The organism is Streptomyces sp. NPDC057854, assembly GCF_042797055.1.
Classification (GTDB): Bacteria; Actinomycetota; Actinomycetes; order Streptomycetales; family Streptomycetaceae; genus Streptomyces.
Genome location: NZ_JBHVMF010000019.1, coordinates 39,728 through 63,171, shown reverse-complemented (window position 1 = coordinate 63,171; position 23,444 = coordinate 39,728). Strand labels below are relative to the sequence as shown.

Annotated in this window: 22 protein-coding genes; 12 read left to right on the top strand and 10 right to left on the bottom strand. The window is 75.0% G+C overall.

The genetic code is table 11. The features are described 5' to 3' along the window. Positions 1-13 precede the first annotated feature (13 nt). The 3 genes from ACFVQZ_RS25525 to ACFVQZ_RS25515 all read left to right on the top strand — a co-directional run bounded on the left by ACFVQZ_RS25525 (position 14) and on the right by ACFVQZ_RS25515 (position 2,443). Positions 14-679, top strand: a complete 666-nt coding sequence (locus ACFVQZ_RS25525) for a TetR/AcrR family transcriptional regulator (RefSeq protein WP_383626372.1) — start codon at positions 14-16, stop codon at positions 677-679. A gap of 18 nt (positions 680-697) precedes the next feature. Further along, positions 698-1,399 carry an ArsR/SmtB family transcription factor gene (locus tag ACFVQZ_RS25520; protein WP_383626369.1) on the top strand — a complete coding sequence of 234 codons (702 nt, stop codon included), beginning with the start codon at positions 698-700 and terminating at the stop codon, positions 1,397-1,399. Positions 1,400-1,492: 93 nt separating this feature from the next. Then, positions 1,493-2,443 carry a DMT family transporter gene (locus ACFVQZ_RS25515; RefSeq protein WP_051787754.1) on the top strand — a complete coding sequence of 317 codons (951 nt, stop codon included), beginning with the start codon at positions 1,493-1,495 and terminating at the stop codon, positions 2,441-2,443. Positions 2,444-2,470: 27 nt separating this feature from the next. Here ACFVQZ_RS25515 and ACFVQZ_RS25510 read toward each other — a convergent pair whose 3' ends face one another. The 7 genes from ACFVQZ_RS25510 to ACFVQZ_RS25480 all read right to left on the bottom strand — a co-directional run bounded on the left by ACFVQZ_RS25510 (position 2,471) and on the right by ACFVQZ_RS25480 (position 11,324). Continuing rightward, positions 2,471-3,550 carry a Zn-dependent alcohol dehydrogenase gene (locus tag ACFVQZ_RS25510; protein ID WP_030494460.1) on the bottom strand — a complete coding sequence of 360 codons (1,080 nt, stop codon included), beginning with the start codon at positions 3,548-3,550 and terminating at the stop codon, positions 2,471-2,473. 26 nt (positions 3,551-3,576) lie between these two features. Then, positions 3,577-4,968: an aldehyde dehydrogenase family protein gene (locus tag ACFVQZ_RS25505; RefSeq protein ID WP_383626365.1), complete on the bottom strand. Its 1,392-nt coding sequence runs from the start codon at positions 4,966-4,968 to the stop codon at positions 3,577-3,579. A gap of 236 nt (positions 4,969-5,204) precedes the next feature. Next, positions 5,205-5,924 carry a class F sortase gene (locus ACFVQZ_RS25500; RefSeq protein ID WP_383626362.1) on the bottom strand — a complete coding sequence of 240 codons (720 nt, stop codon included), beginning with the start codon at positions 5,922-5,924 and terminating at the stop codon, positions 5,205-5,207. Between the two features lie 52 nt (positions 5,925-5,976). Continuing rightward, complete coding sequence (locus ACFVQZ_RS25495) at positions 5,977-6,636, bottom strand: hypothetical protein (protein ID WP_030494463.1); 660 nt, start codon at positions 6,634-6,636, stop codon at positions 5,977-5,979. Positions 6,637-6,754: 118 nt separating this feature from the next. Further along, entirely contained in the window at positions 6,755-8,218 is a 1,464-nt protein-coding gene (locus tag ACFVQZ_RS25490; RefSeq protein WP_030494464.1) for a CitMHS family transporter, read from the bottom strand. A 118-nt stretch (positions 8,219-8,336) separates the two neighbouring features. Then, on the bottom strand, positions 8,337-10,568 hold the full coding sequence (locus ACFVQZ_RS25485) for a molybdopterin oxidoreductase family protein (RefSeq protein WP_383626359.1): 2,232 nt from the start codon (positions 10,566-10,568) through the stop codon (positions 8,337-8,339). Between the two features lie 108 nt (positions 10,569-10,676). After that, positions 10,677-11,324: a TetR family transcriptional regulator gene (locus ACFVQZ_RS25480; RefSeq protein ID WP_383626356.1), complete on the bottom strand. Its 648-nt coding sequence runs from the start codon at positions 11,322-11,324 to the stop codon at positions 10,677-10,679. 320 nt (positions 11,325-11,644) lie between these two features. Here ACFVQZ_RS25480 and hmgA point away from each other — a divergent pair, with 320 nt between their 5' ends. From hmgA to ACFVQZ_RS25465, 3 genes are all read left to right on the top strand, one after another. Then, on the top strand, positions 11,645-12,967 hold the full coding sequence (gene hmgA / locus ACFVQZ_RS25475; RefSeq protein ID WP_383626353.1) for a homogentisate 1,2-dioxygenase: 1,323 nt from the start codon (positions 11,645-11,647) through the stop codon (positions 12,965-12,967). Positions 12,968-13,015: 48 nt separating this feature from the next. Next, positions 13,016-13,765 (top strand): GntR family transcriptional regulator, encoded by a 750-nt coding sequence (locus ACFVQZ_RS25470; RefSeq protein WP_030494469.1) that lies wholly within the window; start codon positions 13,016-13,018, stop codon positions 13,763-13,765. Between the two features lie 75 nt (positions 13,766-13,840). Then, positions 13,841-15,067, top strand: a complete 1,227-nt coding sequence (locus tag ACFVQZ_RS25465) for a type ISP restriction/modification enzyme (protein WP_051787756.1) — start codon at positions 13,841-13,843, stop codon at positions 15,065-15,067. On the opposite strand, the gene ACFVQZ_RS25460 is transcribed toward ACFVQZ_RS25465, so the two are convergent. Further along, complete coding sequence (locus ACFVQZ_RS25460) at positions 15,054-15,815, bottom strand: TetR/AcrR family transcriptional regulator (RefSeq protein WP_383626348.1); 762 nt, start codon at positions 15,813-15,815, stop codon at positions 15,054-15,056. The two genes, ACFVQZ_RS25465 and ACFVQZ_RS25460, sit on opposite strands and share 14 nt — an antisense overlap. Before the next feature lie 61 nt (positions 15,816-15,876). On the opposite strand from ACFVQZ_RS25460, the gene ACFVQZ_RS25455 reads away from it, so the two are divergent. Further along, complete coding sequence (locus ACFVQZ_RS25455) at positions 15,877-16,815, top strand: ATP-binding cassette domain-containing protein (RefSeq protein WP_383626345.1); 939 nt, start codon at positions 15,877-15,879, stop codon at positions 16,813-16,815. Further along, on the top strand, positions 16,812-17,588 hold the full coding sequence (locus ACFVQZ_RS25450) for an ABC transporter permease (protein WP_030494473.1): 777 nt from the start codon (positions 16,812-16,814) through the stop codon (positions 17,586-17,588). Before ACFVQZ_RS25455 ends, ACFVQZ_RS25450 begins: the two co-directional genes overlap by 4 nt. 112 nt (positions 17,589-17,700) lie before the next feature. Here ACFVQZ_RS25450 and ACFVQZ_RS25445 read toward each other — a convergent pair whose 3' ends face one another. Next, entirely contained in the window at positions 17,701-17,973 is a 273-nt protein-coding gene (locus ACFVQZ_RS25445) for a hypothetical protein (RefSeq protein ID WP_081959004.1), read from the bottom strand. A 297-nt stretch (positions 17,974-18,270) separates the two neighbouring features. Here ACFVQZ_RS25445 and ACFVQZ_RS25440 point away from each other — a divergent pair, with 297 nt between their 5' ends. Continuing rightward, positions 18,271-19,281 (top strand): protein kinase, encoded by a 1,011-nt coding sequence (locus ACFVQZ_RS25440; protein WP_030494475.1) that lies wholly within the window; start codon positions 18,271-18,273, stop codon positions 19,279-19,281. On the opposite strand, the gene ACFVQZ_RS25435 is transcribed toward ACFVQZ_RS25440, so the two are convergent. Then, a complete protein-coding gene (locus ACFVQZ_RS25435; protein WP_030494476.1) occupies positions 19,265-20,071 on the bottom strand; it encodes an SGNH/GDSL hydrolase family protein in 807 nt (268 codons plus the stop codon). The genes ACFVQZ_RS25440 and ACFVQZ_RS25435 overlap by 17 nt on opposite strands. 636 nt (positions 20,072-20,707) lie before the next feature. Here ACFVQZ_RS25435 and ACFVQZ_RS25430 point away from each other — a divergent pair. From ACFVQZ_RS25430 to ACFVQZ_RS25420, 3 genes are read left to right on the top strand one after another with little or no spacing between them, the layout of a single operon-like run. Continuing rightward, complete coding sequence (locus ACFVQZ_RS25430) at positions 20,708-21,544, top strand: glycosyltransferase family 2 protein (RefSeq protein WP_030494477.1); 837 nt, start codon at positions 20,708-20,710, stop codon at positions 21,542-21,544. After that, positions 21,541-22,590, top strand: coding sequence for a glycosyltransferase family 2 protein (locus ACFVQZ_RS25425; RefSeq protein WP_383626339.1), 1,050 nt, complete (start codon positions 21,541-21,543; stop codon positions 22,588-22,590). The genes ACFVQZ_RS25430 and ACFVQZ_RS25425 overlap by 4 nt, the downstream gene beginning before the upstream one ends. A gap of 47 nt (positions 22,591-22,637) precedes the next feature. Next, the gene (locus ACFVQZ_RS25420; RefSeq protein WP_030494552.1) at positions 22,638-23,402 is read left to right on the top strand and encodes a polysaccharide deacetylase family protein; all 765 of its coding nucleotides are present in this window, start codon (positions 22,638-22,640) and stop codon (positions 23,400-23,402) included. Positions 23,403-23,444 lie beyond the last annotated feature (42 nt).

The window sequence follows — 23,444 nt, the reverse complement described above, 5'->3', positions numbered from 1 at the left end:
TACTATGTGCGCCATGGCCCGACCGCGCAAGCCCCTGCTCAGCCGAGACCGCATCGTCGCGACGGCGGGCGCCCTCGTCGACGCGGAGGGGCTGGCCGCCCTCTCCACCCGGCGGCTCGCGGCCGAGCTCGGCGTGAGCGGGCCGTCGCTCTACAACCACTTCCGCACCAAGGACGAGATCCTGGACGCGGTCGCGGACGCGGTGAGCGCCAAGATCGACCTGTCGATGTTCGAGCCCGGCGACCCGCGCGACTGGCGGACCGCGCTGCACGACTGGGCGCTCTCCTACCGGGCCGCCCTCGCCGACCATCCGCACATCGTCCCGGTCCTCGCCCAGGGTCCCGGCCGCCGCCCCGCGGGCCTCAAGGTCGCCGACGCGGTCTTCGGCGCGATGGTCCGGGCCGGCTGGCCGCCCGCCCAGGCCACCCACATCGGCGCCCTGATGCGGTACTTCGTCACCGGCTCGGCCCTCGGCTCCTTCGCGCGCGGCTTCGTCGACGACGAGACGGCGTACGACCCCGCCAACTATCCCCACCTCGGCCAGGCGCACCGCCTCGCGGAGCACCGGGAGAAGGTCGACGAGGGCGCCTTCGCCACCGGGCTGCGGGCGCTGCTCGACGGCCTGGGCGCGCAGTACGAGGAGCGGGCCGCACACGTTTCGGGGCGCGCCGAAACGTGAGCGCGGGATGCTGGACCCATGGGAGCCAGTGATCTCGCCGCGTTCGCGGCGCTCTTCGCGGAGGAGAGCCGGGCCGCCATGCTGCTCGCCCTGCTCGACGGACGGGCCTGGACGGCCGGCGAACTCGCCCGGCACGCGCGCGTGGCGCCGTCCACCGCGACCGAACACCTCGGGAAGCTCGTCGCGGGCGGGGTGCTCGCCGAGGAGCGGCAGGGCCGGCACCGGTACGTCCGGCTCGCCGGTCCCGGCATCGCGCAGCTCGTCGAGGAGCTGGCCGCCCTCGCCGGGACCGGCCGGGACGCGCCGCCCCGGTCGCTGGCCGCCGCGAGCGCCGGGCGGGCGATGGCCCGGGGCCGCACCTGCTACGACCACCTCGCCGGGCGGCTCGGGACCGCCCTCACGGACGCGCTGACCGCGCGCGGTCTGCTGCGCCAGGACACCGGCTTCGCCCTCACGGACCGGGGCCTCGACTGGTTCGCGGGCCTCGGCGTCCCCCTCGCGCCCGCGCCGAAGGGGCGCCGGCCGCTCGCGCGCGGCTGCCTCGACTGGACCGAGCGCCGCCCGCACCTCGCGGGGATCGCCGGAGCGGCGCTCTGCGCCCACGCGCTGGCCAGCGGCTGGTGCGTACGGATCGGGTCCGGGCGGGCGGTGAAGGTCACCCCGGCCGGCGAGCGGGCGCTGCGGCGCGAGCTGGGGATCGAGGCGGAGTCGCTGCGCTGAGGCGGGAGGGACGAGGGGGGCGACGGGGCGAGGGGGAGCGCCCAAGCGAAATTGCGGCGCGGGCCGAAGGGTGCCGGTCCTACCGTCGGGGGCATGCAGAACTCCGCCTCCTCCTCCGCCCGGCTCGCGCTCGCCGCCGCCGGCGTCACGGTCGTCCTGTGGGCGTCCGCGTTCGTCTCCATCCGCAGCGCCGGGGCCGCGTACTCCCCCGGCGCGCTCGCCCTCGGGCGGCTGCTCGCCGGGGCGCTGGTCCTCGGCGTCGTCCTCGTGGCGCGGCGCGAGGGGCTGCCGCCGCGGGCGGCCTGGCCGGGGATCCTGGTCTCCGGGCTGCTCTGGTTCGGCGTCTACATGGTGGTCCTGAACTGGGGCGAGCAGGAGGTCGACGCGGGCACGGCCGCGATGCTCGTGAACGTCGGGCCGATCCTGATCGCGCTGCTCGGCGCCCGCTTCCTCGGCGAGCGGCTCCCGCCGCGGCTGCTGGCGGGCATGGCGGTGTCGTTCGCCGGCGCGGTCGCCGTGGGGCTGTCGATGTCCGGCGAGGACGGGCACGCCTCGGTGCTGGGCGTGGTGCTGTGCCTGCTGGCGGCGGTGGCGTACGCGGGCGGGGTCGTGGCGCAGAAGCCGGCGCTGGCCCACGCGAGCGCGCTCCAGGTGACGACGTTCGGCTGCGCGATCGGCGCGGCGGCCTGCCTGCCGTTCGCGGGGCAGCTGGTGGCGGAGGCGGCGCGGGCACCGCTGACGGCGACCGCGAACATGGTCTACCTCGGCGTCTTCCCGACCGCGCTCGCCTTCACGACCTGGGCGTACGCGCTCGCGCGGACGACCGCGGGGCGGATGGGCGCGACGACGTACGCCGTGCCCGCGCTGGTCGTCCTGATGGCCTGGGCGCTGCTCGGCGAGCTGCCCGGCGCGCTGACGCTGGTGGGCGGCGCGCTGTGCCTGGCGGGGGTGGCGGTGTCCCGGTCCCGTCCGCGCGGGCCCGCCGCACCGGCGCCGGGCGCGGGCGCCGGTCTCCGGGAGGCCGCGGGCGGACACCGCGAGTGAGGCGTCCGCCCGGGGCCGGAGCCGCGGTCAGAAGAGGACGAGGGCGCGGCCTCCCTTGCCCGCGAGCATGGCGTCGAAGGCGCCGGGGATGCCGTCCAGGGTGATCCGCTCGGTGACGAGCGCGCCCAGGTCGAAGCGGCCGTCGCGGATGTGCTCCGCGATGACGGGCAGGTCGGCCGCCGGGTCGGCGTTGCCGTACACGCAGCCGGAGAGGGTGCGGCCCCAGTGGAAGATCTCCAGCGCGTGGAAGGAGACCTGCTGGTCCTTGCCGCCGATGCCGACGACGGTGGTCCGGCCGCCGCGCCGGGTGGACTCCCACGCGGTGCGGATGGTGACGGCGCGGCCGACGCACTCGACGGCCACGTCGACCCCGTGACCGCCCGTCAGCTTCCGGATCTCGCGGGCGGTGTTCTCCGAGGCGACCACGTACGCGGTGGCGCCGGCGGCCCGCGCCAGCTCCTCCTTCTCCGGCGAGACGTCCACGGCGACGATCGTGGACGCGCCGGCGATCCGGGCGGCCTGGAGGGTGGCGAGGCCGACGCCTCCGACGCCGAAGACCGCGACGGTCTCGCCCGCCCTGACCCGGGCCGCGTGGTGCACGGCGCCCCAGCCGGTGAGGACGGCGCAGCCGAGCAGGGCGGCGTCGGCGAGCGGTACGCCCTCCGGGAGGGGCAGCACGCAGGAGGCGGCGACGACCGTCTCCTCGGCGAAGGCGGCGACGTTGAGGCCCGGGTGCAGTTCGCGCCCGTCGGCGGTGCGGGCGTGCACGTTCGCCGCGCCGTTCAGGGCGTTGACGCAGAGCCACACCTCGCCGAGCGAGCAGGGGTGGCAGGCGCCGCAGGAGGGCGCCCAGTTGAGGACCACGCCGTCCCCGGGGGCGACGTGGGTGACCCCCTCGCCGACGGACACGACGGTGCCGGAGCCCTCGTGGCCGAGGACGGCCGGGACGGGCAGGCGCATGGTGCCGTTGGTGAGCGACAGGTCGGAGTGGCAGACGCCGGCGGCGGCGAGCCGGATCCGGACCTGGCCGGGGCCGGGCTCGGGCAGCTCGATGCCGGTGATCTCCAGCGGGGCACCGACGGCGGGCAGGACGGCGGCACGGATCACGGGTGTCTCCTTCTGCGGGTCGGGGCTCAGAACTGGAGGGACTTGGTCTGGAGGTATTCGGCGAGGCCGTGGGTGCCGAGCTCCCGGCCGACGCCGGAGCGCTTCCAGCCGCCGAAGGGGGCGAGCGGGTTGAACCGGCCGCCGTTGATGTCGACCTGGCCGGTCTCCATCCGGCGGGCGAAGGCGACCGCCTCGGTCTCGTCGCCCCAGACGGCGCCGGCGAGGCCGTACTCGGTGCCGTTGGCGATCGCCAGGGCCTCGTCCTCGTCCTCGTACCGGAGGAGGCAGAGGACCGGGCCGAAGATCTCCTCCCGGGCGATGGTCATGTCGGGGGTGACGTCGGCGAAGACCGTCGGGGAGACGTAGTAGCCGGTCTCCAGCGGGGCCTCGGGGCCGCCGGCGACCAGCCGGGCGCCCTCCTCGACGCCCTTCCGGATGTAGCCGCGGACCCGGTCCCGCTGCCGGGCGCTGACCAGCGGGCCGAGGCGCTCGCCGGGAACGTACTTGGCGGCGGCCTCCGCGGCGAGGGCCACGGCCTCCTCGTACCGGTCGGCGGGGACGAGCATCCGGGTCCAGGCGCTGCACGTCTGGCCGGAGTTGGACATGACGTTGGCGACGCCGACGGCGACGGCCTTGGCGAGGTCGGCGCTCGGCAGGATCACGTTGGCGGACTTGCCGCCGAGTTCGAGGGCGACGCGCTTCACGGCGCCGCCGGCGAGGGCGCCGATGCGGCTGCCGACGGCGGTGGAGCCGGTGAAGGAGACGAGGTCGACGCCGGGGTGCTCGGCGAGGGCCTGGCCCGCGACCGCGCCGAGGCCGGTGACCAGGTTGAAGACGCCGGCCGGGAGGCCCGCGTCGTGCACGGCCTCGGCGAACAGCTGGGCGGTGAGCGGGGTGTCCTCGGCGGGCTTGAGGACGGTGGTGCAGCCGGCGGCGAGGGCCGGGGCGACCTTGGCGACGATCTGGTGGAGCGGGTAGTTCCAGGGCGTGATGGCGGCGACGACGCCGACCGGCTCCGCGTAGACGGTGGAGTTGCCGACCCGCTCCTCGAAGGGGTGGGTCACGGCGAGTTCCGCGTACGAGCCGGCGACCGCGACCGGCAGGCCGGCGTGCACGGCCGCGGCCAGCTTCGGCGGGGCGCCGAGTTCGGCGGTGACCGTGGCGGCGATCTCCTCGGCGCGGGCGGCGAGCGCGTCGCGCAGGGCGGCGATCCGGGCGGCCCGCTCGGCGGGCGGGGTGGCGGCCCAGCCGGGCAGCGCGGCGCGGGCGGCGCGCACGGCGGCGTCGACGTCCTCGGCGGTGCCGGCCGGCACGTGGGCGATGACCTGCTCGGTGGCCGGGTCGATCACGGGGATCGTCCCGTCGGAGGCCGCGGGGCGCCACTCCCCGCCGATGTACATCGCGTCGTGGGCCTTCATCAGCTTCCCCATTCCCGGTCCGCTCGACCGCTCTCGCCTTCGGCAGGGGCCGAACCCCTCGGCCCGCCGACCCAAACTAGCGCTGTTAGTTTTTGGGCGCCAGGGCCTGTCGGCGTGGGGCGGATCTCATCGCGGAGCGGGCGGGGCACCGGCGGGCGCGCGGAACGGCCCCGCGCCGGGACCGGCGGCCCGCGGGGGCGACGGTACCCGACGCGGGGCCGTGCGGTCCCCGCCGTTCAGATCGTCTTCTCGACACCGGTGAGGTGCGCGAAGACGACGATGTTGGCGTCGTAGCCGGACTTCCGGTCGTAGGCCCCGCCGCAGGTCAGCAGGCGCAGCTCGGGCCGTCCGGTGGAGCCGTACACCTCCTTGTCGGGGAAGGCGGACTTCCGGTACGTGCGCACCTTGTCCACCGTGAAGACGGCGACCCGCCCGTCGGCGCGGGCGACCCGGACGGTGTTGCCGGGGCCGAGCGCGCCGAGGTCGAGGAAGACGGCCGGTCCGGTGAGGGTGTCCCGGTGGCCGACCAGCACGGCCGTGCCGCGCTCGCCGGGCGCGGGGCCGCGCGCGTACCAGCCGACCTTCTCCGGGTCGTCGACCGGCGGCACGCCCAGCTGCCCCTTCCGGTCGAGGCCGAGGTCGAGGGTGGGCGCCTCGATGGTGATGGCGGGTACGGCGACGAGGGTGGGGCGGGAGCGGGCGAGCGGGGCGGGCGGCTTCTCGCGGACCGGGGCCCGGGCGGCGGCGCCGGCACGGCTCCCCGCGGCGGCGGTACGGCTCCGGGGCGCGTCCGCGGGGGCCGGGTCGTCCGGAGCGGCGGGGCCGGCCGCGGCCGGCGCCCCGGCGTCGGACTTGGCGTCGGCCCCGGCGACGGCCCCCGCGACGGGCTGCCGGTCGGCGGGGTCCCCGTCCCCGCTCCACCACACGCCCCCGGTCACCAGGACCGTGGTCAGCACCACGGTCCTGGTGAGCCGGAGGAGGCGTCGCCGCCGGCGCGTGAGACGGGCCTTACGCCGCGCCATCGTTGCGGCGGCGCGAACGGCGGATCAGCACCAGACCGGCGGTACCCGCGAGGCCCGCGGCGACGGCCGCGCCGACCCCGAAGGCGGCGCTGTCCTCCTCGGCGGCGAGCTGGGCGCTGCCGCCGCCGCCGGCGCCGACCGGGCCGTGCGGGGGCTTGTGGTGGCCGTTGCCGCCGTTCCCGTTGCCGCCGTTGCCGTTCGGCGGGTTGGTGAAGTGGTCGCAGTCGACCCGGAACACCTTGCTCTTCTTGGCGCCCATCTGGCCCGTCCAGGTCCACTCGACCTTGTACATGCCGTCGGGCAGTTCGATGTCCGGGGTGTAGCCGTTGCCCGCGGGGTCGACCATGATCGCCCCGCTCTTGACCGTGCCGCCCTTGGGGGGCTGGGGCGCGATCGTCCAGTTGAGCGTCTGCAGCCCGTCGAAGCCGAGGGCGGCGATGTAGAACGTGCAGACCTTGGGTTCGTTGCGCTGGTCGGTCTCCGGCGTCCGCGGCGGCTCGTCGGCGCGGCCGGCGTGGTGGATCTTGACGTCGCCGTTGTCACCGGGGGCGGCGTACGCGGCCGGCGCGCCCGCGAGGACCAGGCCGCCGAGGACTGCGGAGACGGCGGCGGAGCCGACGAGGGGACGGAAGGTGCGGACAGACATGCGGGTTCCTCCAGGATGAGCGTGAGCGGTCATCTTTGGCGATAATCCGACTATCCGTCACCGACTCGACACATACGGTAGCGACATGCCCGCGCCGCGCCGACGTCGCCCGTCCGGCTCAGACGATGCCGAAGAGGATCCCCGCGCCGAGGACGACCAGCGAGGTGAGGGCGGCCCACTTCACGGTGAAGCGGGTGTGGTCGCCGAACTCCACCTTCGCCATGCCGACCAGCACGTACACGGCCGGGACCAGCGGGCTCGACATGTGCAGGGCCTGGCCGGCCAGCGAGGCCCGGGCGATCTCCAGCGGCGAGACGCCGTGCGCGGCACCGGCCTCGGCGAGGACGGGGAGGACGCCGAAGTAGAAGCCGTCGTTCGACATGAAGTACGTGAGCGGCAGGCTGAGCAGGCCGGTGACGAGCGCCATGTGCGGGCCCATCGCGTCCGGGATGGCGCCGACCAGCCAGTCGGCCATGTGCTTGACCATGCCGGTGCCGGTGAGGACCCCGGTGAAGACGGCGGCGGCGAACACCATGCCGGCGACGTTGAGGACGTTCTCCGCGTGCGCGGCCAGCCGCTCCTTCTGGTCGGCGGGGCGCGGGTAGTTGACGGTGAGCGCGAGCGCCGCGCCGAGGAGGAAGAGGACCGGGATCGGCAGCAGCTCCAGGATCATCGCGGTGAGCAGCGCCACCGTGAGGGAGGCGTTGAACCAGTACAGCCGGGGGCGCAGGGTGGCGCGGTGCGGGTCGAGGCCCTGGAAACCGGTGCCGGCCGGCCGCTCGTCCGGCGCGCCGTCGTCGCCGGAGGTGGATGCGGGGGTACCGGCCCCGGTGCCGTCGGCCGTGCCGCCCGCGCGTCGCGCCGGGCGGCCCGCGCCCCGGCCCTTCGCCTCGTCCGCTCCCCCGCCGGCGCCCACGAGCACGGTCGCGCCGTCGGTCCCGGTGGCGAGGGCCTCGTCGAGGGTGAGGTAGCCGATCCGCTTCCGCTCGCGGCGGCCGAGGACGTACGCGAGGGCGATCACGAAGACCAGGCCGGCCGCGAGGGCCGGGATCATCGGGACGAAGATGTCCCCGGCGTCGAGCTTGAGCGCGGTCGCGGCGCGCGCGGTGGGACCGCCCCAGGGCAGGGTGTTCATGACGCCGTTGGCGGTGGCGGCCACGCCGGTGAGGACGACGAGGCTCATGCCGAGCCGCTTGTAGAGCGGGTACATCGCCGAGACGGTGATCATGAAGGTGGTGGAGCCGTCGCCGTCGAGGGAGACGATCGCGGCGAGCAGCGCCGTACCGACGACCACGCGGACCGGGTCGGCCTTGCAGAAGCGCAGGATGGCCCGGACGATCGGGTCGAAGAGGCCCACGTCGATCATGACGCCGAAGTAGACGATCGCGAACATCAGCATCGCCGCGGTGGGAGCCAGCTTGCCCACGCCGTCGATGACGTAGTCGCCGAGCTGCGCGCCCTGTCCGACGGCGACGCAGAACAGGGCGGGGATCAGGACGAGCGCCGCGATCGGCGACATCTTCTTCATCATGATCAGGACCAGGAAGGTCGCGATCATGGCGAAGCCGAGGAGGGTCAGCATGGAGGCACCTCACGTTCACCGTTGAACAGCCGCCGAGCGGCGGTCCGGATGACCGTAGGTGCCCCCTTCCGGCCTCAACAAGGGGTCGGCGCGTGAGCAATACGAGCAAAACCCCAGGTCACGGCTGTGGTACCGGTGCCGGCGCGGTGACCTCGACGGGGAAGCCGTTGAGGACGGCGGTGCCGGAGAGCGGGTCGAGGAGGGTGCCGTCGAGGAGCTGGTTGACGTTGACGCCGGGGCGGGCGGCGGCCACGGAGAGGCGGGTGCCGGGGCGGTCGTGGCCCCAGCCGTGCGGGAGGCTGACGACTCCGGGCCGTACCGCGTCGGTCACCTCGACCTCGGCCGTGAGCTCCCCGCCCGCGCCCTTGATCCGGGCGGGTACGCCGTCGGTGAGCCCCAGCCGGCCGGCGTCGTCCGGGTGCACCTGCAGGGTGCAGCGGTTCGAACCCCCGGTGAGGGCGGGGGTGTTGTGCAGCCAGCTGTTGTTGGAGCGCAGGTGGCGGCGGCCCACGAGCTGGAGCGTGCCGGGCCGGGGTACGGCGGTGAGGGCGGCCCGCAGCCGGGGCAGGTCGTCGGCGATCGGGCCGGGGAACAGTTCGATCCGGCCGCTGCGGGTGCGCAGGACCTCGTCCAGGCGCGGCTTGAGCGGTCCGAGGTCGATGCCGTGCGGGTGGGCCTTGAGCTCGTCGAGGGTGAGACCGTACGGGCCCAGCCGCAGCATCAGGTCGAGCCGCCGCTCGGCCCCGCTGTCCCCGGTGAGTCCGGCGGCGAACTCCTTGGGGTCGGCGCCGTACGCGGGCGAGTGCGGCTGGGTGACGGCCTTGGCGAGGACGGTGTCGACGGCGAGGTCGTCGACGGCGGAGGGCGGCGCTCCGTGCATGCCGGAGGCGGCGAGGACGAGCCGGGCGTGGATCTCGCACTCGTCCATGCGGCCGGGTTCCAGGGGGACGGCGGCCGGGGTGAGGCGGACCTGGTCGCGGACGGCGAACCCGTTGAAGGCGAAGTCGAAGTGGGCGCTCCGGGAGGGCGGCGGCGGGGGCAGCAGGACGTCGGCGTGGCGGGTGGTCTCGTTGAGGTAGGGGTCGACGCAGACCATCAGGTCGAGGGTGTCGAGGACGGCGTCGAGCCGGAGGCCGTCCGGGGCGGAGAGGACGGGGTTGGCGGCGATGGTGATCAGGGCCCGGATGCGGGTCCGCCCCGGGGTGGCGGCCTCCGGGGTGTCGATCTCCTCGGCGAGCGCGGCGAGCGGGAACTCCCCCTTGACCTCGGGGTGTCCGGAGACGCGGCTGTGGCGGCGGCCGAGGACGAAGCCGCGGCCGGGCCCGGCGGGGCGGGGCGCGGGGGCGGTGGCGGAACGCGGGAAGAGCGCGCCGCCGGGCCGGTCGAGGTTGCCGGTGAGGACGTTGAGGACGTCGACGAGCCAGTTGGCGAGGGTGCCGTGGGCCACGGTGGAGCTGCCCATCCGCCCGTAGACGGCGGCGGTGGGCGCGCCGGCGAGCTCCCGGGCGACGGCGCGGATCGTCCCGGGGTCGAGGTCGCAGACGGGGGCGACGGCCTCGGGGGTGAACTCCCGGACGGCGTCCCGCACCTGGTCGATCCCGTCGGTCCGGGCGGCGAGCGGACCGGGGTCGGCGAGGTCCTCGGCGAAGAGGGTGTGGACGAGGGCGGCGAGCAGCAGGGCGTCGGTGCCGGGCCGGGGGGCGAGGTGGCGGTCGGCGAGGCGGGCGGTGCGGGTGCGGCGGGGGTCGACGACGGTGAGGGTGCCGCCGCGGCGGCGGAGCGCGGCGAGCCGGCCGGGGAAGTCGGGGGCGGTGCACAGACTTCCGTTGGAGTCCAGCGGGTTGGCTCCGACGACGAGGAGGTGGTCGGTGCGGTCCAGGTCCGGCACGGGCACGGCGAAGGGGTCGCCGAAGAGGAGGCCGCTGGAGACGTGCTTGGGCATCTGGTCGAGCGTGGAGGCGGTGAAGAGGTTGCTCGTGCCCGTGGCGCGGAGGAGCAGCGGCGGGTAGAGCGCTCCGGCCATCGTGTGGACGTTGGGGTTGCCGAGGACGATGCCCAGGGTGTCGGGGCCGTATTCCTCGATCAGGGGGCGGATTCTCGCCGCGACGGTGTCGAAGGCCTCCTCCCAGGTCGCCTCGCGGAGGCTGCCGTGCTCGCGGACGAGCGGGGTGCGCAGCCGGTCGGGGTCGCCGTCGACCTGCGGGAAGGCGGCGCCCTTGGGGCAGAGGAAGCCTCGGCTGAAGACGTCGTCGCGGTCCCCGCGGGCGCCGGTGACCCGGCCCCCGTCGAGGGTCAGGACGAGTCCGCAGGTCGCTTCGCAGAGCGGGCAGATGCGCGGGGCGGTGGGCATGACGTCTCCCGGGGGCGGTGGCGTGGCGGTGGCGGGGCGGCGGCTCGCCGCGAGCATACCGACCGGTAGGGACGCCGGGGAGGGGGGCGACGGGACGCGCGCCCGCGGTCAGGCGGAGAGGGAAGGAGCGAGATAGGCGTGGAGGAGCTGCCGGGTCTCGCGGATGAGGGCGGCGTCGCCGTCGGGGTCGGCGCGGAAGGCGAGGCGGACGAGGGTGTCGGCGGTCTCGACGCCGACGAGGACCTTGCGCCGCAGCGTCTCGTCGGAGGCGCGGCCGAGATGGGCGGCGAGCAGCGCGCAGATCCGTTCGGCGACCAGGCCGTTGGGGTCCTCGGCCGTGCCGGTCCCGGGTTCCTCGGCGGCGGGGACGCCGAAGTCGACGAGGGCGAAGCCGGGGACGGTGCGCTTCATCGCGATGAACTCGTCGAGGACGCCGTCGATCGCGGAGTGCGCGTCGAGGACGGGCGTCCGCTCGAAGCGGGCGGCGATCAGCTCGGCGTACCGGTCGAGGTTGCGGTGGGCGAGGGCGGCGACCATGGCCCGCTTGTTGCCGAAGAAGCGGTAGACCGAGCCGATCGGCACCCCGGCGCGGACGGCGACGGCCCGGGTGCTCAGCTGCTCGTAGCCGGTCTCGTCGAGGAGGCCGGCGCAGGCGTCGAGGATGCGGGCGAGCCGCTCGGCACTGCGCCGCTGGACGGGGGTGCGGCGGAGCGCGGGCGGCGGGCCGGACAGGCGGGGCTGGGGCACGGGGTCCATGATGCCGGTCCGATCCCGTTCAGGCGATGAGCAGTCCGGTGCCGCCGAGCGTGTACGCGATCATCCGCGCGAACAGCGGGAGTTGGCCGGCGACGGCCCGGGCGGGCTCCTCCTCGTACAGGCCGGGCAGGATCGCGAGGGTCGTGCCGGGCTGGCCGACGGCGTCGACGGCCCGCTGGAGGTGGCGGAAGCCGTTCCGGGCGCGGCGACGCCGCCGTGCGCGGACGGATCCGTCCCGCCTCCCCGTTGACGGGAGCGGCGCGGAATCCTACGGTCATCCATAGGAATCCTTTCGGGACAGCGCAGGACAGGAGCGGGCGATGACGACCGAGCAGGCCAGGAAGGCGGCCGAGGCGCTCACCTACAGCACCGGATTCGGCAACGAGCACAGCTCGGAGGCGCTCCCCGGCGCCCTGCCGGAGGGCCGCAACTCGCCGCAGCGCGCCCCGCTCGGGCTCTACGCCGAGCAGCTGAGCGGCAGCGCGTTCACCGAGCCGCGGGCGCACAACCGCCGCTCGTGGCTGTACCGGATCCGCCCGTCGGCGGTCCACCCGCCGTTCACCCTGACCGACCACGGCACGGTGCGCACCGCGCCCTTCGCCGAGACGGTCGCGGACCCGAACCGGCTGCGCTGGGACCCGCTGCCGGAGCCGGCGCCGGACACCGACTGGCTGGCCGGCCTGTGGACCCTCGGCGGCAACGGCGACGCGGCCCAGCGCACCGGCATGGCCGTGCACCTGTACCACGCCAACGCCTCCATGGAGCGGGTCTTCGGCAACTCCGACGGCGAGCTGCTGATCGTCCCCGAGCATGGCGGCCTGCTGCTCCGCACCGAACTGGGCCTGCTGGCCGCCCGCCCCGGCGAGGTCGCGCTGATCCCCCGCGGCGTCCGCTTCCGGGTCGAGCTGCTCGACGAGACCGCGCGCGGGTACGTGTGCGAGAACTACGGCGCCCCGTTCCAGCTCCCCGACCTCGGCCCGATCGGCGCCAACGGCCTCGCGAACGCCCGGGACTTCCGCGCCCCGGTCGCCGCCTACGAGGACGTCGAGGGCCCGGTGCAGGTGGTCAACAAGTTCTGCGGCAACCTCTGGACGGCGACGTACGGCCACTCCCCGCTCGACGTCGTCGCCTGGCACGGCAACCACACCCCGTACGTCTACGACCTGCGCCGCTTCAACGTCATCGGGACGATCTCGTACGACCACCCCGACCCGTCCATCTTCACCGTCCTCACCTCGCCGTCCGACACCCCCGGCCTGGCCGGCGTCGACTTCGTCGTCTTCGCGCCGCGCTGGCTGGTGGGCGAGGACACCTTCCGGCCGCCGTACTTCCACCGGAACGTGATGAGCGAGTACATGGGCCTGATCGAGGGCGCGTACGACGCCAAGACGGCCGGAAAGGGCGGCTTCGTTCCGGGCGGCGGCTCGCTGCACAACATGATGTCCGCGCACGGCCCCGACCGGGAGACCTTCGACAGGGCGAGCGCGGCCGAGCTGAAGCCGCAGAAGATCGACGACGGCCTGGCCTTCATGTTCGAGACCCGGTGGCCGGTCACGGCGACCGCGCAGGCGGCCTCCGCCGACCACCTGCAGCGGGGCTACGACGACGTGTGGCAGGGTCTGGAGCGTCATTTCCGGCCGTAGAGTCCTGTCTCGGCCCCCCGCCCCACCCGTCGTCGTACGGAGAACGCCGTGACCGCCTTCGCCCCCGACTCGCTGGTCCTGAACCGCAAGCTCCCGCTGTGGTACCAGGTCTCGCAGTCCCTGCGCGCCTCCATACTGGGCCGCACGCCCGACGCCTCGCTGCGGCTGCCCACGGAGGAGCAGCTGGCCGCGCACTACGGCGTCAGCGTGCTGACGATGCGGCAGGCGCTGAAGGAGCTGGAGGAGGAGGGGCTGATCAGCCGGCACCGGCGGCGCGGCACGTTCATCGAGCCGGGCGCCCGGCGCTCCAGCCCGCGCCGGCTGCTCGGCTCGATCGACGCGATCGTGGCCCAGCAGTCCGGCGAGCGGACGACGGTCCTCGGCCACGGCCCGGAGCCGGTGCCCGGCGAACTCGCCGAGCACTTCCCGGACCTGGCCGAGGTCGCCGCCTACCGGCGGCTGCGCCGCGACGGCGAGAGCGGGGAGCCGACGAACTGGGCGGAGAACGCGGTCCGGCCGGAGTTCGCCGCCGCCATCGACCCGGCGGACCTGGAGCGCTGGCCGATGACGAAGGTGCTCCGGGACGTCGTCGGGGTGCGGATCAGCCGGATCACCGACACGGTCGAGGCACGCCTCGCCGACCCGGAGACGGCGGAGCTGCTCCAGGTCCCGCTGCTCTCCCCGATCCTCCACTACACCGGCGTCACCTACGCCGAGGACGGCCGGGTCGTCGACGTGGCCCGCATCCGCTACCGCGGCGACCGCTTCTCCTTCACGGTGACGGTCGAGGCGCACTGACCCGGCGGCGGTCCGGGCCCCAGGGAAGCGGCGGCGGTCCGGGCGCACTGACGCCTCCGTTCCGCGCTCGTTAGCATGCGGGGCGTGACTCAGGCTTCACGGCGGCAGGGATTTCCGGTGGACGACGACGCTCCGCTGCTCGACGAGCTGATGCCCTGGTCGGTGGCGCCGCTGCGGTTCGGGCGGGCGTGGATCACGGCGCCCGACGTGCGGACGCTGCGGGGCCGGTGGGACCGGCTGGTCGCGGCGGAGGGCGGGGAGCGGGAGGCGCTGTTCCGGCCGTCCCGGGCCCGGACGACGGGCACGGCGGTGGCGGCGCTGCCGGGGCAGCGGACCGGGACGGGGCGCTTCGCCCGCGAGACCGGGCCCTGCCCCGAGCCGGTGCGGGTGCTGGCCGAGCCCTTCGACGAGGAGTGGTTGCTCCCCGACCACCGGCTGATCGACGCCGCCCGCCCCGAACTGTGGCGGGTGGCGGGCGCGCCGCAGCTCTTCGTGGTGGAGCAGGGGTACGTGCCGGGGGCGGCCGGGCCGCCGCTGGTGGTGACGGGCGCGCTGCCGGAGGGGCGGTCGCCGGCGGGCCGTCCGGGGCGGATCCGTCCGCTCTTCCGGCGGCCCGGCGGCGTGGAGCCGAACCTGGCGCCGGGGCTGCTCGGGCACCTGCGGGAGCGGTTCGGGCCGGTGGACCCGGTCGCGTGGCTGGCGTGGACGGTCGCGGCGGCGGTGCCCTCGCCGGCCGGCTGCCGGGTGCCGCTGCCGGCGGATCCGGAGCGGTGGGCGGCGGGGGTGGCGCTCGGGCGGGAGCTGCTGGACGTCCAGACGCGGGGTGCGCTGAGCGGGACCCGGCCCCGGCTGCCGGGCGGGCGCCGGCCCTATGTGCGGGCGGCGGTCCCGGCGCGCCCGGAGGTGCTGGCGTACGACTCCGGCGAAGAGGTGCTGGGCGTCGGCGAGGGCCGGATCTCGCCGGTGCCGGAGGCGGCGTGGGAGTACCGGGTCGGCGGGGTGCGGGTGCTGGAGCGGTGGTTCGCCCGCAGGACCGCGCCGGCCGAGCCGGGGTCGCTGGAGGCGATCGGCCCGGCGGCCTGGCCGCAGGAGTGGACCTCGGAGCTGCTCGAACTGATCACCGTACTGGCGCTGCTCGGCGAACGGGAGGCGGAGCGCGCCCCGTTCACGGCGGGGGGCGGTCCGGGCCGTACGGCGCTGCGGGCGGCGGGGGTGCTGCCGGTGCCGGACCGGGCGCGCCGCCCGGCGTCGGTGCTCGACCACCAGGAGGAGGGCCCGGAAGGCCAGTTCATGCTCCTGTGACGGCGCCTCCGGCCCCTCCCCCGGGTCGCCCGGCCCCGCTGGGGTCGAAGGAGTCGAGGAGCCGGGCGATGGTCGTCGCGAAGATCTCGTCCGGGTCGGCGGGGGCGGCCGGCTCGGCGAGGAGCGCGGCGAGGTGCGGGTACCGGCCGGTCGCGACCTGGCTCATGAGGTAGGCGCCGCGCACGGCCTGTTCCTCCGCCTCGGACCAGGGCAGGCCGCGGGCGCGTTCGGCGATGGCCTGCTCGTTGCGGACGGTCGCCATGACGGTGCCGTTGACCATCGCGATGAGCTGCATCTTGAGGCCGGCGGGCTGGTCGAGCGGCGCGAGGCAGCCGAGGCACCACTCCAGGTACCGCAGGGCGTTCGGACTGAAGCCGTAGGCGGTGGTCATGACCCGGGTGAGCCAGGGGTGCCGGTACATGATCGCGCGGGTCTGGTGGGCGAGGCCGGTCATGTCGGCGCGCCAGTCGCCGCTGGGCCGCTCGGGGAACACGTACTCGGCGCTCACCGCGTCGACCATCAGCTCGTACAGGTCCTCCTTGCGGGGGACGTAGTTGTACAGCGACATCGTGCCGCAGCCGAGCTCGGCGGCGATCCGCCGCATGGAGAGGGCGTCGATGCCGTCGGCGTCGGCGAGGCGGACGGCGGCGTCGACCACGTCCTGCCTGCTGAAGGCAGGTTTGGGGCCGCGGCCCGCGCGCTCGGGGCGCGTCCAGATCACTTCGGGTTCGGCCGCTCGGCCCGCCATCTCATCACCTCGCCCTCCATCGTAGTTACGTACGCCGTACGTAGTGCGGTACGGTCACGCCATGACAACTACGTACGCTGTACTGAGTGAGGGTCTGGAGAAGCGGTACGGCGAGGTCCGCGCGCTGCGCGGGCTCGACCTCGCGGTCCCCGAGGGCACGGTCTGCGGCCTGCTCGGCCCCAACGGCGCCGGCAAGACCACCGCCGTCCGGATCCTCACCACGCTCCTCGCCCCCGACGCCGGCAGCGCCCGCGTCGCCGGCCACGACCTGGTCCGCGACCCGGCGGGAGTACGGCGGCGGATCGCCGTCACCGGCCAGTACGCCTCCGTCGACGGCGACCTCACCGGCGCGGAGAACCTGCGCCTCTTCGCCCGGCTGCTGCGGCTCCCGCGCGCCCGCGCCGACGAGCTCCTGGAGGAGTCCGGGCTCGCCGGGGCCGCCGACCGGCTCGTCCGCACCTACTCCGGCGGCATGCGGCGCCGCCTCGACCTCGCGGCGAGCCTGCTGGCCCGCCCCGCCGTCCTCTTCCTCGACGAGCCGACCACCGGGCTCGACCCGCGCAGCCGGGGCGCGATCTGGGACACCGTCCGCGAGCTCGCCGCGCGGGGCACCACCGTGGTGCTCACCACCCAGTACCTGGAGGAGGCGGACCGGCTCGCCGACGACATCGTGCTCGTCGAGGACGGCCGGGCCGCCCACCGCGGCACCCCCGCCGAGCTCAAGGCGCTCGTCGGCAGCCTGGCCGAGGTGGTCCTCGCCGGGCCGGGACCACTGGAACCCGCCGCGGCGGTCCTCGACCGGCTGACCGGCTCGGCGCCGGTCCTGGACGCCGAGCGCCGCACGGTCGCCGCGCTCACCACCGACCCCGCCCTCACCCTCCCCCGGCTGGTCCGCGAGATCGACGCGGCCGGCGTCCGCATCGCCGACGCCTCGCTGCGTCCGCCCACCCTCGACGAGGTGTTCCTGCGCCTCACCGGACGGAAGGAGACCGCCGCGTGAACGCCCTCGCCCTCGAAGGGGCCGCTCTGGTCGGCCGCAACCTGCGGCGGATCCGGCACGCCCCGGCGATCACCGTGATGACCCAGACGACGCCCGTCGTCTTCCTGCTCTTCTTCGGGTACGTCCTCGCCGGCGCCCTCGCCATGCCCGGCGCCGAGTACCGCTCCCAGCTCGTGCCGGGCCTGCTGGTGGCGACCGCCGCCGGAGGGCTGATGACCGGCATGTTCCAGGCCGCGCAGGACACCCACCGGGGCGTCACCGACCGGTTCCTGACGCTCCCGGTCCGACGGGCCGCCGTGCCGCTCGCCCAGGCCGTCGCCGACCTCCTGGTCTGCGCCGTCGGCACGGTCCCGCTGGTCCTGGCGGGGCTCGCCATGGGCTGGCGGATCGAGGGCGGCGCGCTCGACGCCCTCGCCGCCTTCGGCCTGCTGCTGCTCTTCCGCTCGGCCGCCACCTGGGCGGGGATCCTGCTGGGCCTCGCCTCGAAGAGCGAGGAGGCGGCGGGCCAGCTCGGCAGCGCGACCTTCATGCTGCCGCTGCTCTCGAACGCGTACCTCCCGACCGACGGGATGCCCGGCTGGCTGCGGACCCTCGCCGAGTGGAACCCGGTCTCTGCCGTCACGACCGCCCTGCGCGTCCTCTTCGGCAACGCCCCCGTGCCGGAGGGCGCCGCCTGGCCGGTCGCCCACCCGGTGGCGGGCACGCTGCTGTGGTCCCTCGGCCTGATCGCGGTCCTCGCGCCGCTCGCCGTCCGCCGGTACGGGCGCCGCTGAGCCGGCCGGGGAGGCGGTGCGGCGCCCGGACGCGGCCGGCCGCGGGTACGACGAAGCGCCGGACGGGCGGGGACGCGTCCGGCGCTCTCGGCGTGCGGGTGGGCGGCTGAGACTAGTGGTGGGCGCCGAACAGGGTGCGGCGCAGACGGCGGAGCGGGGCGAAGAGCGAGACCCGCGTCCGGCCGACGTGCGGGCTCTGGACCGGCGCCTCGTGGCGACGGGTCGTCAGCTCCCGCATCAGCAGGGTCGCCTCGGCCACCTCGCGCTGGGGCACGGCGGGACCGCCGAGCACCGCGAGATGGCGGTCGAGGCGCGAACTGGTCGCGCTGCTCCCGCAGGTGATGGCAGGCACACGCGGCCTGCTCCGCATCGTTATCTGTTCCATGTCACTCCCCACCCGTACGAGGGCACTCGGCCCGGGCAGGTTAACCCTATCGCCCCACAGTGACACGCGTGTATCCCGCCGACGGGATTCACGGCACTCGTACGGGGGTTGCCGGTCACTCTCCGAATCCATCTGATTCCAGGTCGAGTTGGACAGCATTCGAACACCTGCCGAACCGTCACGAACCCTCCCGGGCCCCGGCCGGCCGCACGCCCGCCCGTCACCCGGTGTGATCTACGCCACCGGGGGCCGTCCGGGTGGGTCGCCACCCGGCGGGGGCGCGGCTACCGTGGGCCCATGACGCTGATCGCGGGCCGTTACCGGCTGCTCGACGCCCTCGCGGAGGGCACGGCGGGGATCGTCTGGCGCGCCCGGGACGAGGCGCTCGGCCGCGAGGTGGCGGTCAAGGAGGTGCACGCCCCGCCGGGGACGCCGGAGGAGGCGGAACGGCTGCTGTACGCGCGCGTGGAGCGCGAGGCGCGGGCCGCGCGGGCGATCGAGGGCCCCGGTGTGGCCGAGGTGTACGACGTGGCCGTGGAGCACGGCCGGCCCTGGATCGTGATGGAGCTGGTCCGGGGGCTGACGCTGGCGGAGACCCTGGAGGCGGACGGGCCGCTGCCGGACCGGGAGGCCGCGCGGGTGGCGCTCGGGGTGCTGGCGGCGCTGCGGGCGGCCCGGGAGGCCGGCGTCCCCTACCGCGCACTGGGCCCGGACCGGGTGCTGCTGGCGAACGACGGGCGGGTGGTCGTGACCGGCGTGGCCACGGGGACTTCGGCGCGGGACGCCGCGCCGGACGCGCCGCCGCCGGGCCCCGCCGAGGACGCGCGGTCGCTGGGCGCGCTGCTGTCCGGCATGGTCGCCGATCCGGACTCGGGGCCGCTGGCGCCGGTGGCCGCGGGGCTCGCGGACCCGGACGCGGGGGTGCGCGCCGGGGCCGTACGGGAGCTGGAGCGGGTGGCGGGGGCCGGGGAGCGCCCGCGCGGGGACGTGCGGGCGGACGGGGAGCCGGAGCGCGGGGTCGCACGCCCGGAGGATCGGGAGCACGAGGGACGGGGTGGTGTGCGCGGGGCGCGCGCGGAGGAGCGCGCGGGCGCCGGTGCGCGTCGGCGGGGGCCCGGCCGGCGGGCGGTGATCGCGGCCGGGGTCGCCGGGCTGCTGGTCATCGTGGCGGCGCTGGTCTGGCAGGCCGTCAGGGACGGCGACCGGGGCGCCGGTCCGGGCGGGGGCGGGGTGTCGGGCACCGCTCCCGCCGTTCCCGGCGCCGCGGGTGCGGCGGACGGGGGAGCCGCCGCTACGCCGCGTTCCTGAAGGTGGGCAGGTAGCCGCCCGACTGGCCGGCGGCGGTGGGGTGGTAGGACTCGCCGATGTTCAGCCAGTTGACGCTGTGCAGCCAGCTGGAGGACGAGCAGATCTCGTGGCCGGTGAAGGCCGGGACGACGCTGGCGTAGGCGAAGCCGTGGTCGGCGGCGCGCTTGGCGATGGCGGCGTTGAGGTGGTCGGCGGCGCCGTTGATGGCGGAGCGCTCGGTCTCGCTGAGGCCGGCCACGCAGCTGCCGTTGAGCTGGTAGAAGCGCGGGTAGCCGAGGACGACGACGCGGGCGGCGGGGGCCTTGGCGCGAATGGCGTTGTACGTCGCGTCGAGGCGGGCGGGGAGGGTCGAGTCCACGTACGCCTTGGCCTGGTTCACCCGGTTGACGCAGGTGCTCTCCGACTGCAGTACACAGGTCGTCATGACGTCGGCGAAGCCGGCGTCGTTGCCGCCCACGGTGAGGGAGACGAGGTCGGTGGCGGAGGAGAGCGGGGCGAGCTGCTTGGTGGTGACGTCGGTGGTGACGGCGCCGGAGCAGGCGGTGAAGGCGAAGGAGGAGGGGGCGTTGGCGTTGGCCCAGAGGCGGGGGTACGCCTTGGTGGAGCGCTTGCAGTCGCCGCTGGCGCTGTCGTAGCTGCCGGCGCCGACGCCGGAGGAGTACGAGTCGCCGAGCGCCACGTAGTCGAGGGCGGCGCTCTCGGCGGCCTGCGCGGCACCCGCGCCGGTCAGGGCGAGGACGGAACCGAGCAGGAGCGAGGACGCGAAGGCCGCGATGCGCGACAGTTTCATGGAACCTCCCTGAGGCAGGATCTCTGCGCTACCAGGAAGTAGCATCGGATCGACCGCACCGGAAGTGTTCATGTCAAAGTTGCCGCCGGGAAGCCGGTGAAGCTGCCTCATCCAGCGGCCCTTTTCGGCCACCCGAGGAACCGGAAGTTCCTGTCCCGCTTTCTGGTCGAACGGGATCGCGACCCCAGCGCCCGACCGTGCACAGGAGTACGACGCTTCCCCAGTGTTCCCACAACGAAAACGGATTGATCAAATCCGATCGACTGGACGGTACTTTCAGGCGTCGATCGTTCGCCAAAGTGCCAGAAACCGGGCCGTACAAGCGGGACTTGCCATACAGTCCCATTCATCAATACCGTCGTACATCTCACCCGCATCGGTTCACCGGCAAGGCGCTCAGGGGAGAGCGCCGCAGGCACGGCGGCACCGGGGCGGGGCGCGGTAGGGGGGTGCCGTGCCCGGTGCGCGTCCATGCGCTCCGGGTCGCGGGTACCGCGCGGCCTGTCATGCCAACTCGGCGTTCCCGCAAGGACATCCATGCCCTGCGGAGAGCGGCGAGAACCCCCCTTTCGAACCGGACACACGACCGGGCCGCCCCAGGGGTGGGCGGCCCACCGGACGAGAGGGAAACCGACCATGAGCTCGTTCCTGCGCCCGGCCGTCACGGGCCAAGAATTCACCGAGCCGAGTCGAATAGCGGCCCAGTACCGGGCCATCACGTCCCACCTGGCGATCACTCCGCCGGTGAGCGTCGTCATTCCCGCGATGAATGAGGCGGAAAATCTTCCGTACGTGTTCCAGTCCCTGCCGGAATGGATTCACGAAGTCGTCCTCGTCGACGGAAATTCCACCGACGACACCGTCGAGGTGGCCCGCCGGCTGCGACCCGACGTGAAGGTCGTCAAGCAGGTCGGCAAGGGCAAGGGCGACGCCCTGATCAGCGGCTTCGCCGCCTGCACCGGCGACATCATCGTCATGGTCGACGCCGACGGCTCGGCCGACGGGCAGGAGATCGTCTCGTACGTCTCCGCCCTCGTCGGCGGCGCCGACTTCGCCAAGGGCTCCCGCTTCGCCAACGGCGGCGGCACCGACGACATGACCGGCATCCGCCGCCTCGGCAACTGGGCCCTGTGCGCCCTCGTCAACCGGAAGTTCGGCGCCCGCTACACCGACCTTTGCTACGGCTACAACGCCTTCTGGCGCCACTGCCTCGACAAGATCACCCTCGACTGCACCGGCTTCGAGATCGAGACCCTCATCAACATCCGGGTCGTCAAGGCCGGCCTGAAGGTGCAGGAGGTCCCGAGCCACGAGTACCTGCGGATCCACGGCGTCAGCAACCTCAACGCGGTCCGCGACGGCATCCGGGTCCTCAAGGTGATCCTCCGCGAGAAGCGGGTCCCCAAGGCCGCCCGGGCGCTCCGCCGGCCCGCCGCGTTCTCGGTCAACGTCCCCCGGGGAGAGACGTCTTGAACGACCGCCCGGCCCCGCCCCGCTTCTCGGTGGTGATCTGCGTCTACACGGAGGAGCGGTGGGGCGACATCCTCGCCGCCGTCGCCTCCGTCCGGAAGCAGTCGCTGGCCCCGCTGGAGACCCTGCTCGTCGTCGACCACAACGAGCGGCTGCTGGACCGGCTCACCGAGGAGTTCGCGGACGCGCGCCACGCCGGGGAGGTGCGGGTGCTCGCCAACGCGGGCCCCCGCGGCCTCTCCGCCGGCCGCAACACCGGCATCGCCGCCGCCCGCGGCGACGTCGTCGCCTTCCTCGACGACGACGCCGTGGCGGAGCACGACTGGCTCCACCACCTCGCCGCCGGCTACGCCGACCCGGCGGTCGTCGCCGTCGGCGGGCGCACCCTGCCCGCCTGGGCCTCCGGCCGCCGCCCCGACTGGTTCCCCGAGGAGTTCGACTGGGTCGTCGGCTGCACCTACCGCGGACTGCCCCCCGGCCGGGTGCGGGTCCGCAACGTGCTCGGCGGCAACGCCTCCTTCCGCCGCTCCGCCTTCGACGCGGCCGGCGGCTTCGCCACCGGCATCGGACGCGACGGCGACCGGCGGCCCCTCGGCTGCGAGGAGACCGAACTGTGCATCCGGCTCGCGAACGCGCTGCCGGGCGCCGTCCTGCTCATCGACGACCGGGCCGTCATCCACCACAAGGTGCCCGCCGTCCGCGAGCGCTTCGCCTACTTCCGCACCCGCGTCTACGCCGAGGGCCTGTCCAAGGCGCTCGTCGCCCAGAGCGTCGGCGCGGGCAAGGGCCTGGAGTCCGAGCGGCGCTACACCACCCGGGTCCTGCCCGCCGGGGTGCTGCGCGGCCTGCGGGACGCCCTGCTCGGCCGGCCGGGCGGCGCCGGCCGCGCCGGGGCCATCGTCGCCGGCGTGGCGCTCGCCGCCGGCGGCTACGCCCTCGGCACCCTCCGCGCCCGCCGCGGCGGCTCCCCCGCCTTCTCCTGGGGCCCGATCACGCCGGAGGCCGTACCGCACGAGGCGTCCGGGCAGCGGAAGGAGCCGGCCGCGTGAGCCCGGCTCCGGCGGAGAGCACCGCCCCCGCCCCCGTGCCGATCCTCATGTACCACGCGGTCGCGCCCGATCCGGCGCCCGCGACGCTCGGACTGTCCGTGACGCCCGGGGCGTTCGCCGCGCAGATGGAGCTGGTGGCCGAGCGGGGTTTCACCCCGGTCACCACCGCCGCGCTCGCCGCCGCCTGGCGGACCGGCGCCGCGCTGCCCGAGCGGCCCGTGCTCGTCACCTTCGACGACGGCTACGAGGGCGTGCACCGGTACGCCCTCCCGGTGCTCGCCCGGCACTCCTTCGCGAGCACCGTCTTCGTCACCAGCGGCTGGCTGCCCGGCCGGCACGCCACCGGCGGCGCCCTCGACACCATGCTCAGCTGGGAGCAGGTGCGCGAACTGGCCGCCGCCGGAACCGAGATCGGCGGCCACAGCCACAGCCACCCGCAACTCGACCAGCTCGACGCGCGCCGGCTGCGGTTCGAGGCGCTGCGCTGCCGGGAGCTCGTCGGCGAGGAGACCGGCACCGCGCCGGACTCCTTCGCCTACCCGTACGGCTACTCCAGCCGGCGGGTGCGCGCCGCCGTCCGGGAGGCCGGTTTCGGGCAGGCGCTGGCGGTCGGGAACGCGCTCGCGCGCCGCCGCCAGGGGCCGTACGCCCTGGAACGGGTCACCGTGCGCCGCTCCACCACCGTCGAGCAGTTCGGCCGGCTCCTCGAAGGGACTTCGCTCGCCCGGGACTTCGCCGTCGACCGGGCCCTGACGAAGGGGTACGCGCTCGCCCGCCGGGCGCGCGGGGCGGTGCGCGGGCACTGGATCTGAGGGCCCGGCAAAACCCGGTGCGCGGCCCGGCCCGGTGGCGGA